Annotated in this window: 10 protein-coding genes; all 10 read right to left on the bottom strand. The window is 48.6% G+C overall.

The annotated features are described in order from the left end of the window. Positions 1-119 precede the first annotated feature (119 nt). The gene (locus NSQ20_RS01165) at positions 120-1,757 is read right to left on the bottom strand and encodes an extracellular solute-binding protein (RefSeq protein ID WP_017691188.1); all 1,638 of its coding nucleotides are present in this window, start codon (positions 1,755-1,757) and stop codon (positions 120-122) included. A 129-nt stretch (positions 1,758-1,886) separates the two neighbouring features. Continuing rightward, positions 1,887-2,795, bottom strand: a complete 909-nt coding sequence (locus NSQ20_RS01160; RefSeq protein WP_017691189.1) for a carbohydrate ABC transporter permease — start codon at positions 2,793-2,795, stop codon at positions 1,887-1,889. 15 nt (positions 2,796-2,810) lie between these two features. After that, complete coding sequence (locus NSQ20_RS01155; RefSeq protein WP_143781513.1) at positions 2,811-3,755, bottom strand: ABC transporter permease subunit; 945 nt, start codon at positions 3,753-3,755, stop codon at positions 2,811-2,813. Between the two features lie 347 nt (positions 3,756-4,102). Next, positions 4,103-5,515, bottom strand: a complete 1,413-nt coding sequence (locus NSQ20_RS01150) for an alpha-L-fucosidase (RefSeq protein WP_340031643.1) — start codon at positions 5,513-5,515, stop codon at positions 4,103-4,105. An 887-nt stretch (positions 5,516-6,402) separates the two neighbouring features. After that, positions 6,403-7,461 carry a Gfo/Idh/MocA family oxidoreductase gene (locus NSQ20_RS01145; RefSeq protein WP_338707511.1) on the bottom strand — a complete coding sequence of 353 codons (1,059 nt, stop codon included), beginning with the start codon at positions 7,459-7,461 and terminating at the stop codon, positions 6,403-6,405. Positions 7,462-7,754: 293 nt separating this feature from the next. Next, positions 7,755-8,621 (bottom strand): sugar phosphate isomerase/epimerase family protein, encoded by an 867-nt coding sequence (locus NSQ20_RS01140; RefSeq protein WP_036616325.1) that lies wholly within the window; start codon positions 8,619-8,621, stop codon positions 7,755-7,757. Between the two features lie 105 nt (positions 8,622-8,726). After that, positions 8,727-10,496 (bottom strand): beta-galactosidase, encoded by a 1,770-nt coding sequence (locus NSQ20_RS01135; RefSeq protein WP_340031641.1) that lies wholly within the window; start codon positions 10,494-10,496, stop codon positions 8,727-8,729. 1 nt (position 10,497) lies between these two features. Further along, positions 10,498-11,958, bottom strand: coding sequence for an alpha-L-fucosidase (locus NSQ20_RS01130; protein WP_340031639.1), 1,461 nt, complete (start codon positions 11,956-11,958; stop codon positions 10,498-10,500). A 30-nt stretch (positions 11,959-11,988) separates the two neighbouring features. Further along, positions 11,989-12,753, bottom strand: coding sequence for a copper homeostasis protein CutC (locus NSQ20_RS01125; RefSeq protein WP_340031638.1), 765 nt, complete (start codon positions 12,751-12,753; stop codon positions 11,989-11,991). A gap of 450 nt (positions 12,754-13,203) precedes the next feature. Next, a complete protein-coding gene (locus NSQ20_RS01120) occupies positions 13,204-13,395 on the bottom strand; it encodes a hypothetical protein (protein WP_017691199.1) in 192 nt (63 codons plus the stop codon). Positions 13,396-13,424 lie beyond the last annotated feature (29 nt).

The following is a 13,424-nucleotide window of genomic DNA, read 5'->3' as shown; positions in this document are numbered from 1 at the left end:
GATCGCTAAATTCCCATAAATATTCAGTACATTATATCGGATGACGTGGGGTTGTCATAGGAGAAGACCGTCCCGGTCACGGGTGACAGACGGGACAGCCTCTATATTGAAACCTTCAATTATTGATTCTTCTCAATGGCACGCTGGTAGATCTCAAGGTAATTACTCAGTCCGAGACCATCAAAGCCTTTGACATACGAATCCCATTCCTTTTCAATGCTCTTGCTGCCAATAATGAACTGTGCCATATTCGTCTGCACATAATCCTTGATGGCCGTAGTCAGTTGTGCAGCTGATTCCGTATCCTCTGGACGAATAAATACGTTCGCAGGGTATACTTCTTTGGGTGCATAAGGTTCATACACATTGGTAGCTTGAGCCAGACGTGTACCATAACCCTCTGCTTCTAAAGGATTCTGTCCTTCCGCAAACAAATTACGGAACGTGTTGGACAAGTCATGTGCTCCGATCTGTGACCAACTCTCGTTCACAACAACGTTTGGATCACGCTCAGGCAGGTTGTAGTAGCTGTATTTGGCCGGCTCGCCATTGATGTTTTTCTCATCGGCATCTGCCTTCTTCCAGCCCTTGCCTTCAGTTGGTCCATACTCCGCGTACAGCGCACCTTCTTCACTGAACATGTAGTCTACGATCTTGATGGCGGCAATCTGCTGTGCTTCTGTCGCTTTGTTCGTGATGGCAAACTCAAACTCACCTACGCTCTGCGTGGCGCCTGTCGTCTGCACTCCATCTGGTCCTTTCAATGGAGGAACGATCTCCCAGTGTTGGTGACGGGTGATGTCTTTGTCATAAGTATTCACGAGATAACTGACCAGCGCCGTTGTAATGGAGCCGACCACTTCATCTCCTTCCTTGTTCCCCAGCTGTCCAATCGCCTGATCATTCTGTGTAAAGGAAGCCGGATCAATCAGGCCATCTGCATACAGCTTGTTCATGTACTCCAGCCCTTTCTTCCAACCTTCCTGATTGGCGGCAAAACTCACCTTGCCATCGTTCACGATCAAGTACTTGTCGTTATCATTGTATATAAAGCTATTCATCAGGTAGGCATCAATGTTGCCATTCCATACATACTTGTTCGGTGCGCCCGTGAGTGGAATCTCGTCCGCTTTCCCGTTACCGTTTGGATCTTGTGTCTTAAACGCCTTCAGAACGGTATACAGTTCATCAGTTGTGGTTGGCATTTTCAGACCCAAATTATCAAGCCATTCCGTGTTGATCCAGTATTTCTGTGCATACGTACAGTGGTAACATTCATTGAAGATAGGCAGCGCATAGATGTTGCCGTCCGGTGCCGTAATGGCTTCTTTGAAGTATGGTTTCTCTTCCATAATCTTGGTCAGATTCGGACCATACTTCTGAATCAGATCTTGTAGCGGAAGGAACACGCCCTGTTTTCCATAGGTTTGAAGGTCTGAGGTGGTGAACTTGCCGTGAAGAAATACTTCCGGATAATCACCACTAGCCAGCAGCAATTGTCTGCGATCCTGCAAAGCGTCCGTTGGGGCCAGATCCCATTTTAGGGTAACGTCGAACTTGTCTTCGATAAATTGGGTAAATTCATTCTCTTCCATGGACGCTTTGCCTTGCGGAGCAAAGAGGGTCATGGTTACAGGACCGCCGCTCTCCCCGCTACCGTCGCTACTTCCACCCGATTCCTCGGATGAACTGCATGCGGACAACAAAGCCATCGAAGCAAAGACCAGAAACAACATCGAAATCCAAGATTTTCTCAATCTGACTCCTCCTTTTTGTTCATAACGGCAAATTATTGACTTGTACTGCACGTGTATAAAATCGACCCCGGAAGCCGGCGTGTTCCTTCCACCTCCTTTCAAGAGACAACCAGGCTTAACTCACAAGGATTAACCTTTCAGGGAACCAACCATGACCCCTTTAACAAAATGTTTCTGTACAAATGGATACATGATCAGAATTGGAATGCTCGCGACAACAATCAGTGCATATTTCAACACCTGCTCGAACCCTTGGTCCCGCATCTGTTGGCTGGTATTGGCGAGCATCGCCGGATCAGCCGCGTTCAGGATAAGCAGATTGCGAAGCACGTATTGTAGAGGGAACAATTTCTCGGAACGCAGGTAGATCAATGCATCAAAGTACGCATTCCAGTGACCTACGGCATACATGAGTGTCATGACTGCCAGAATGGGCTTTGATAAGGGAAGAACTACGCTGATCAGATACCGGATATCCCGGCAACCATCCATTTCCGCGGCCTCCCCGAGTTCTTCCGGAATGGAAGATTGGAAGAAAGTTCTTGCCACGATGACCTGGAATACTGCGAGCGCCCCGGGCAGCCACATCGCCCAACGTGTATCGAGCAGGTGCAAATCCTTCATCAAGAGGTAGGTGGGAATCAGACCGCCATCAAAGAACATCGTGATCATCATGAAAATAATGATGGCCCCTCGTCCATAAAACGATTTTCGTGACAAAGGATACGCCAGCATGACGGTCAGCACCACGTTAATGAACGTGCCCACCACGGTGTAAATGATCGTGTTATAGAAACCGAGCATAAGCTGTTGGCTTTTGAAAATGGAGATGTACGCCTTGATGTTAAAGTCTACCGGGAACAGCCACACCTGACCGGATGTCACGGCTCGTGAAGAGCTGAACGAAGAACTGATGATATACAAGAGCGGATAAAACACTGTTAGCAGTATGGCGAACAGAAAGATATAGTTGAATGTCATGAAAATGCGGTCACCGAGTGGGTCCTTGATCCGGTTACGATTAATCAGGTTGAACATGGATAAACTCCTCCTTTACCACAAGCTGTTCTGGGATACTTTGCGCGATATGCCGTTGACGATAACCAGCAGGATCAGGTTGATAATGGAGTTGAAGAACCCTACTGCCGAGGAGAAGCTGAAATTTGCCCCGATCAGACCCACCTTGTACACATACGTGGAGATGACCTCCGAAGCGCTTGTGTTGAGCGGATTCTGCATCAGGTATATTTTCTCGAAGCCCACGCCCATAATGCTGCCCAGACTCAGAATCAGCATGATAACGGTGACTGGAATGAGCGATGGGAGGTCGATGTGCCATATTTTCCGAAGCCTTGATGCGCCGTCCATCTTCGCTGCTTCATAGAGAGATGGATCAACACCAGCAAGAGCTGCGATATATATAATTGATGAATACCCCATGCCCTGCCACACACCTGACCAGACATAGATCGATTTGAAGTATTCCGGTATGCCCATGAAGTTCGTCATCGGGAAGCCGAGCAGTGTGAACAGCTTGTCTACTACGCCCACATGCGGGGAGAGCATCAGAATGATAATGGATACCATAACAACCGTTGAGATAAAATGCGGAGCGTAAGTGACCATCTGCACGGTCTTTTTGAAGTAACCCGTTCGAATCTCATTCAGCGCCAGCGCCAGAAGGATCGGAATGGGGAAACCAGCAATTAAGGAATAAAAGCTGATGCCTATCGTGTTTTTGATTAACAGCCAGAAGTTTGGAGATTGGAAGAAGGCTTCAAAGTGTTTGAATCCGACCCACGGGCTTCCCCAGATTCCTTTGACTACACTGAAGTCCTTGAAGGCGATTTGGACACCCACCATAGGGATGTACTTGAAGATCAACAGATACAATACCGGGGGCAACACGAGCAGGTAGAGTTCCCAGTGTTTCTTGAGGCTTTTGATGAATGGATGCTGCCGCTTGGGCTCCACATGTTTCCTCTGTTGGAGTTCCATCTTGGCGGGTATGCTTTCCGTAGCTCGACTCATTTGCGTCACTCCTTCTACACCTCAAGTGTAATAATACATTACATTTACATCCCTTAAACATCCTTTTTTCTGTTCCTAGTTCCTTGTTTAACAAACATGATGTAAACATTCATATCAGGTAGCGCTTTCTTGATTTGATAGTACATCGCCCGATAAACTTTTATCAATTTGCAATTTTCTCCGACTTCTCTTTATTCCACAAACCCTTGTGTGACAAGCGATTGCGAGCCGTTTCTATTGGGAATTGTGTCCCTTATGTATGAATAAAAAAATTCCGGAGGTGGTTATATCTCCCCCGGAATTGACATGGCATTCTATGCGTTTGTGAGCAGCCTGAACGTATGTGTGATGGGTGTACCACTCGTTGCAGCGGATTGTGGTAGATCCACAAGAAGTCCGTCTTCTGTCTGCTGATACGAAAGTACGTCATCGCTACCAATGAGTTCGATCCGCTCTACCTTTTCCAGATAAGGAATGATTAACTGTGGTTGTACGGTCTCATTCTCGTTTCGGTATATACGGAAGGCATACACGGTGTTGATCTCTTCTTTCTGAGTGAAAGCCCAATCTTCCGTGAAATATGGCCCGCAGATCCGGGTTCCATAGACGCCTTCTCCATGAGTACTCAGCCATTCACCGAGGCCCTTGATGCCTCGAATTGCCCCTTTTGGCAGACGGCCATCGGGTTGTGGACCTACATTCAGCGCCAGGTTACCACCCTTGGACACAACTTCGAGTAGAATATGTGCCAGCTGTCTTCCCGTTTTATACTGATCATCGAATCCGAAGGCAAAGGAGTTCCCCACCGTAATACAGCTCTCCCATGGAATGTTCATCGGATGTTCCGGTATGGTCTGCTCGGGGGTAACGATATTCTCATACGGTCCACCGACAGTGCGATCTGCGGACAGGAGCCAAGGTTGTGTGGTCTGACGCGCCCGTTCCACGACTTCTCCAAGCCTGATATCCTGACCATGGCGACCTTCGCGCACCCATCCAGCATCCAGCCACAGACATTCGATTCGCCCGTAATTCGTCAGCAGCTCCATGATCTGCTCATGTGTAAACTCCACGAATCTCTCCCACAGCCACGGATACTTATGGGGATCATACGAAGGGCCGCGCCACATATGACGTCCACGCTCCATGCCCGGTGCCCAGTAATAAGGGGTATGCCAGTCCGCTTTGGAGAAATACGCTGAGATGCCGAGTCCTTTGGCCCGGAAAGCGTCAAACAGTGCTCGACAGATGTCCGCATACTTATGGGTATGAAAAGGAGTGTCCTTACCCGTAATTCGATAATCCGTCGTTTTGGTATCCCACATGCAGAAACCGTCATGGTGCTTGGTGGTGAACAGGAAATATTTGAACCCGTTATCTGCCGCCATCTGCGCCCATTCCTCAGGCTGGAAACGAATCGGATTAAAGGTTTTGTTCAGATCAAAGTATTCCCGCTTGAAGTCTTCCATGTCATCCGTCCAGTCGATGTCATCGCGTGACCAATCGCCGTCCTCGTCGCTCAGCGCCCAGGATTCCACGAGACCAAGCTGTGAATACGGCCCCCAGTGCATCATCAGCCCCAGCTTCTGATCCTTGAACCACTCCAGCCGCTCATTCAGCAGCGGATCTTCCGGTTTGATCCACTCTTCCTCTTTGCTAAAATTGTGCACGCCGGCTTCGACAATCTGCTCTTCCTGCTCCAATACGGTTTCTTTGGTTTCGCTCATCCTGTTTCATCTCCTTTGGATTTCATGTCAAACGCTGAACACATAGGTTTACACTCGGCCACTGCGCGGTCAGAATAATCTTCCGATCGCTGTTATCCCCAGATTTTTTTGATTATTTCCCTAGAGGGGAAATCCGGGGATAAAGGCGAGCGCTTCGCTTCTTCAGATTTCTTCTGCCCTCTCCGTTATCGTGTAATGTTTAATTCAACTAAGAAGGACATCGCAAATCCTGTCATTTTTAATGTGACTATTAAGGGGCTTAGTAACTCTGTTATTTCGAGTGCGGTGCCATCTTCAATTACCATGGAACCCCATATTCACTTCGTTTCTATAGGGAAATACAAGAGCAGAGAGAATGCGATTCGTTGTTTTGGATTAGTTCTGCACTCTCTGTTATAGCGTAAACGGTAAGTCTTCTATAGGGTGTGTCTTCAACTTCAGTTCAGGGAAGATTTACGATGATGGATGTCAGTGCGTTTATAACGTCTTGAAATCCAAGCGGCTGATCCTGGTGAATGGTAGAGAATTTTCAAAGGAACACAAGGCGTCTTATTTAGCCTTTTGGTCCTCTCTTTAAATTGTAAGGAAGATCAGACACGTTATTTCCCGAAATTAGCTGATAAAAACGCTGTAAACTGCTGCTTATTCTGATATAGCATGTGTCAGGTTCCTTAGATTCCTGCCAGCGCTTCGAATCCTTAAATAAGACGCCTGAGATTCGTTAGCACTCGCTCCCTGCTCTACTCCAACCGCGGGCCAAGAAGCCGACTCCGAATCCAGCCCCGAGCGGAGCTTTTCATTGAAAAGGAGCGAAGTGCTCATAACCTTCAATGAAACGGGAGTAGTAAAGTATCAACGTAGTGTATCAACGCAATACAACCCTACCTTTACAGCGTGATTTCGCGGCACTGACGGGCTGATTCGTAGATGGCGCAGAGCATCTTCATTACCTCGACGCCGTCTTCGACGGGGCTAAGTGTTTCTTTGCGGCCCTGTGTACTATCGATAAAATGGTTGATTTCATTACGGAACGAGCCCATGAAATCGAATGATTTAAAATCTACCTGTGGGGTCATGTTCAAAATAGTGTTAAATTTCTCGCCAATGATCGAAATTTCCGGCTCCAACTCGGCACCGCCTTTGTCGCCATATAGTTTGACCGAAGTCTCATCCGCTTTGGCATGGAGCGTGAAGCTGACATCCACGAGCAGGCTCGCACCGTTCTCGAAACGAATCAGTGCATTCGCCATGTCCTCAACGGTGTTCTGCCCCGCGTCATAGTCCGCTGCCTTGTAGAACGACAGATTGTTAATATTCGAGCGGTTTCCCAATCGATTGGACACGTTGGCGGAGACGGATTTCACCTTTGGTCTGCCCATCAGATACCAGCAAATGTCGATTACATGCACCCCGATATCGATCAGCGGGCCTCCGCCGGAACGGTTGATATCCGAGAACCAGCCACCCGGATTGCCCAGACGACGCAGACTGGAGGCTTTGGCATAATAGATCTCGCCCAGTTCACCCTCGTCGATAAACTTCTTCAGAATTTGTGCATTGTCGCTATAGCGGCGAACAAAACCGACCTGAAGCAGCTTTCCGCTGCGATGAACCGCCTTCTCTACTTCGAGGGCATCCTCTACCGTTTGGCAGAGTGGTTTCTCACACAGCACGTTTTTGCCCGCGTCCAGAGCAGCAATACTAATCTCCGCATGGGAGTCGTTCCATGTACAGATGCTGACGGAATGAATTTCGGGCATTGCGAGCAGTTCTTTATAATCGGTAAACACATGAGGTGCATTATATTGCTTCGCGACTTCAGTGGCACGTACTGCATTCAGGTCACAGATGGCGTATATTTCAACCTCCGGGTTACTGGCGTACGCTTGCAAATGGCAATCGGATATGGATCCGGCACCGATAACGGCGACTTTCAATTTGGGCATAGTGCTGATTCCTCCATATATAAAATAATTAACGTCCAGCAGGTAGACGTTCCGGTTGCGAATCGTTCTTCCGATCGCTCTTGTCTCCAGATTTCTTTAATCCCCTTTCTCAAAAGGGGAAATCCGGTGATAAAGGCGAGTTAATGCTTACGAAGTAGCTTTCTTGCAGAAAGCTTTTAGCTTCGTTTCTTCAGAATCGATTTCGCCCCCTCCACTACTTTTTCTGACTGAACTAACTTTCTGTTTGAGCCATACGTAACAAGCCATATTTCATTTAAAACAAGTACTCAGCTCTATGCCTCTTCCCATAGGCGGCGGACGTTATCCATGGCAATGCGTGAGGCGGTTTTGCAATCCTCCATGCCTTCAAATTCAACCGAGATATATCCGTCATACCCGGATTTTTTCAATACACGGAATACCTCAGGCATGTCGATATCGCCATGGCCCACAATGGCACCGCGCAGGTAATTGCCATGCGAGGTTTGAAACCAGCCTTCACCGGGGTTCCGGTAGGAAGGTCTCCAGTAGAAGTCTTTGGCGTGCACGATCGACGCGTACGGAATGTTATTTTTCACGGCACTCACCGGGTCTTCGTCCACACAGAGGAAATTGCCGACATCCAGCGTGGTCTTAAAGTTACTCCGCGCCGTTTCGTGTAACAAACGCTGAATTCGCTCACTCGACTGCACATAGTACCCATGGTTCTCAACGCTTGTTGTGATTCCAAAATCCGCTGCATAATCGGCTATCCGCTGACAGGCTTTCACCAGTACCGTTAGGTCAATCTCGAACTGTGCTACGGTTCCCTCTGGTGCAGGGCGGAAAGCCACGTCATGACGCATCAGCTTCACGCCGAGCGCAGCAGCCACATCCACATGTCGCATCACATTCTGGATCTCTTGCTCCAACGCTTCGGCGTCCTCCTGCACAGCAAAGTTAGCGCCGATGGCGTAATTGGAAATGTCGATCCCAACCTCTTTTGCCACAGCTTTAATCTCATCAATCAACTCCGGATTATCGATCAGACTGAATCCCATCGGTACAATCTCCACATGTTCCCCGCCCTGATCGGCGATCCAACGAATGGCATCTGGTACGGTTAATTCTTTACGATCCAATGCTTGTTGCAGACTGTAGGTGCTGAGTCCAACTTTCATTTTTCCTCATCCTCTCTTGTAGTCAATGTCCATACCCAACGTATACCTTTTTCTGGCGGACACGACAATTCTCATTAATCGTTTGGCTCACCAATTTTCCTTTTTCTAGCCCAAATCCGGTGTATCTACAAACGTTACGGCCAGTTCAGACGTCTGATGAAGCTCGAATACGATGATTTCATTCTCACCTTCACGAAGAAGCGGGGCTGGTACATATAACGTTTTTTGCGGTCCTTTATACCAGTAGCGCCCCAGATTGAATCCGTTTACAAATACAACCCCCTTGGTCCAGCTATCCAGTCGCAGAAAAGTATCTCTTACATCCGTGATATTAAACTCTCCTCGATAAAATGCTGGTCCCTGTACTTCATTAATTGTTTCGCTAATCACATCACTAAATTGTAAACCCGACAGATCAGTTAATGGCAGACAATGAATCGTCCAATCATATAAAAATTGAAAGCCATGTCGCACACCTTCGGTGATGCCCTTCGGATCTCTCAGGTACGGACCATAGTTGATTCGCCCCATATTTTCAACAAGGATCAATAGATCTGCGCCCTCAGGCGGCACTGCAAAGGAAACCGATAATGCCGTATTCCCCCGTTCCAGCACGCCCTGAAATTGCCCATCAACAAACACAAGCGCACGGTCACGAACCTCCTGAACCACCAGTTCCTGTCGCTCCCTTGGCCCGGATATTCGGGTTTGATAACAAATAAAGCCATAATCCTGACCCAGCTTCTCCATCGGTTCCGGATTCGTACGCTGCACCGGGGCTGATATCCGGTCCAACTGCGCCAGTAATGGCGCCTGCTGGTTCAACTCCACTCGCCCATAGGCGATAGTCCCCTTCGATTTTGGTAGCACAAGCTCACCTAGATCTTCGCCGCTATACTGAGCAATAAGGTCCCTCACCGCATGGAACTTCGCTGTCGGCTCCCCGGATTCACTGAGCAGTGAATCATAGTCGTAACTTGTAATTGTGGGTTCGTATTGATCCTTCTGCTGACAGTTCGCCCCGTTATAAAATCCAAAGTTCGTTCCGCCGTGGAACATATAAAAGTTGACTGAAGCTCCTGTTCGAAGCATCTCCTCAAACACACCAGCCACATCTGTGGCTTCTCGGGTGTGATGTGACTCACCCCAGTGATCGAACCAGCCGTTCCAGTACTCCATGCACATCAAAGGTTCGTCCGCCTGATATTCACGCAACTTGGCGAACGCTCCCTGCGTCCCTGATCCAAAATTGACCGTAGCCAGATGCCCCGGTACCGATCCTGCTTGCAGCATGTGGTCTGTCGGTCCGTCCGAGGTAAATAACAACACATCCATACCGCGCTCCACCATGCCATCACGTAAATATTGCAGGTAACTCGCGTCGTTCCCGAAGCTGCCGTACTCATTTTCAATCTGCATTGCAATGATCGGCCCGCCATGGGTGCTCAGAAGAGGTTTCAACTTGGGCAAAAGCACATCATAATAACGATCCACATTCTCCAGAGATTTTGCATCACTACACCGCAGACGAATTTCATCATCGGCAAGCAGCCAGGCAGGTAATCCGCCAAACTCCCACTCGGCACATATATAAGGACTTGGACGAACAATCACATGCAGACCCACATCTCCCGCAATGCGAATAAAACGTTCCAGATCAGCCATGCCTTCAAAACAATACTGGCCCGGCTGGGGCTCATGAACATTCCACGGCACATACGTTTCCACCGTATTGAAACCGCAGGCTTTCAGCTTGAGTAACCGATCCTCCCAATAGTCGGGGACCACTCTGAAATAATGAATGGCACCCGACAAAATCTGAATGGGCTCGCCATCATACATAAATTGTGAACCTTTATACGTTAGCACGGCCATATTACAACCCTCCCCGCTCGCTCAGATATATGCCTAACCCGGACAACGTAGGGCACCATCTGGATTCATGAATGCTTAAACGCATCTTTCTCGATGTAACCTGTGAGAAACAGCAAATTCGCTTATGCCCCACCACCGTCCCCTTGTAAAACTCTTCCCAACCACCATCTGCCCTCTGCGACTCCAGTGTAAAACGTTCAATCCGTTGGCCTGTCTGGATATGTTCCATCAGCACCACCCGGTCAAACGATCTTTCTTCCTGCAAATCCAGCTCGATCCAAGCCTGCTCTGTTCCTTCGTGAGGACACCAATACGTATCCCGTCGTTCCGTCAGCACTTCCGATACAGCATGTTGTTCATCCATCGTCTGCGATGCTTTTACCAGCGCCTGCAAGGCGAAATTTTCCTGAAAAATGGTACGCAGCGAATCTCCCAATTCCTGTAGTCGCTCGACATCCGTTTCGTGAATGAGACCACGCGTATCCGGTGGCAGATTGAGCAAAAAGGTGGCGTTGCCCCCAACTGCGCCGTAATAGACGGCGAGCAGTTCTTCCAGTGTTTTGACCTGATCATCTTCACTGGCATGATAGAACCATCCCGGGCGAATTGAGGTATTCACCTCGGCAGGGTACCAGATCAGTTGGTCACCTTGGGAACGAATGACCTCTCGGCTTCCCAAATCACTGTCCTGCGTATTGATCCTTGTGGCAAACTCACCATCATCCACCTGTTGCGATTGCTCCTGAATCTTCTCATTATCCTGCATATGCGCTGGCACAACGCTCCATTCCGATTCCCGTGTGTGTCCCGCTTCATTGCCACACCAACGTACATCCGGGCCACATACCGAGATGACAGCTTCGGGCTGAAGTTCACGAATAAGCGCATAATAGGTGTCCCAGTCATAGACCTGCCTTTTGCCATTCGGACCCTCACCACATGCACCATCGAACCATACACAGAAGATGTCGCCATAATTCGTGAGTAGCTCGCGCAACTGATGGAGGAAAAACTCGTTATACCTCTCGGAATCTCCATAAGTGGCTTCATGCCGATCCCAAGGAGACAGGTACACGCCAAACTTCAATCCACCCTCACGGCAGGCATCGGCGACTTCCCGAACCAAATCCCCCGTACCGTTCCTCCACGGACTAGCCGCGACCGTATGCGCTGTAAACTGACTTGGCCACAAACAAAATCCATCATGATGCTTACATGTCAGAATCAGCCCCTTCATCCCCGCAGCCTTGCACGCCTGCACCCATTGCGCTGCGCTCAGTTCAGAAGGATTGAAAATCGCTGGGTCTTCCTCCCCAGTGCCCCATTCCTGATACGTAAATGTATTTACCGTAAAATGAATAAACGCGTAGAACTCCATCTCCTGCCATCTCAGCTGGTGTTCGGATGGGCTGACCTGTGCTGCGGACTTAATCCATTCGGCTGGTTGCAGTTCATAATTCATGGCGTATCACTCCTTTTATTTAGCGCATCCCTATATCATTGGACCACCCTTGCTTGGACCGCTACTCAGTACACTACTGTCCATGAATGGCTGTGATGCAAGCAATAACTGCTGCTTAGCTTCTTCAACCAAATGTGGATTAATGGGATAATTAAAGCTGCCTTTGTACCTCACGCCTGATCCCATATGTATCTCTGTGATACCCGTCTGACTCACTAGCGTTTGAATTCCCTCTATGGTGACCCCCGACCCTGCCATGACAGCGATGTTCAAGGTTTGCCCAAGTTCCTGAAGCTGTTTCAGTTCCAGTATGGCTTCAGGCGCTGTCTGTTTCCCTCCCGATGTAAGCACACGCTCCACGTTTCCCAATGTGTTAATGGCCTTGAGCGCCTCAGTCAGACTTGCGCTCACATCCATTGCACGATGAAACGTAACCCCCAAACCCTGAGCTTCGGCCATACATGATTGCAAGGATATGAGGTCGACTTCACCATCTCCAGTGAGGGCGCCGATTACGATGCCAGTGGCTCCAAGTTCCCTCGCCACGCGTACATCCCGGGTCATGGCGTGGATGTCATCTGCGCTATAGCGGAACGAGCGGCTATGCGGGCGGATCATGACATACACTGGGATGGAGACTTGAGACAGCACATGCTCCATGACGCCATAACTGGGAGTAAGCCCTCCTTCAGACATCGCAGACACCAGCTCAATCCGATCAGCCCCTCCCTCCTCAGCTGCCTTGGCATCTTCCACATCCACAGCAATGACTTCCAATACAGGCTGTCTCTTCATAAGGATCGCTCCCTTCACTTCATCGTAGATTATTCCAGAACCGTTAACCCTTATCGATAGACATCACTCGAACTGCACACAGCCTGATCCATGACATAAAGGACCGACTGAACACTTCATCAGCGCTCCTGCGGTCCTTCTTCATCATTATGGGCGACGGTCAGCTTCCTGGAACTCAATCCGAATAGGCTGACCTTCCTGAAAGATATATTTTTTGTAGGCAATGATCTTCATGATTGGATTCTCCTTTGGGGACCGGAATGGGCTAGCAAATAGAGAGTGCAACGGATATCATATACTTTGTTTGATGAGTTTTGTTATTTTTGTTATTTATAATGTTATCATTTATTAGCAATAGTCTAAAACGTTAGGATCAGAACGTCAATACAAAAAAGACACCCGGAGGATGTCTTCGTGTCTTGGATAACCTTCTGGTTATCCGAGCTTTTTCTATTTTCTACGCCGAGCCTTCGTCATTCGATTAAACATGATCAGCGCAGCAATAATCATGGCTATCATGGCAATATTACTCGCCACTTCTTGTGATAATCCGAAAAGAACTCCCAGGTTAGTCACCAGGCCTCTTACAATCAGCGCCACCACAACCAGCAAGATTGGACTCAAAAAATTATAATTTCTCATTCCTCGCAACACCCCTGACCCCATTGTTC

This window comes from Paenibacillus sp. FSL K6-1122, assembly GCF_037977015.1.
GTDB lineage: Bacteria > Bacillota > Bacilli > Paenibacillales > Paenibacillaceae > Paenibacillus > Paenibacillus amylolyticus.
This window is presented reverse-complemented; position numbering and strand designations above follow the sequence as displayed.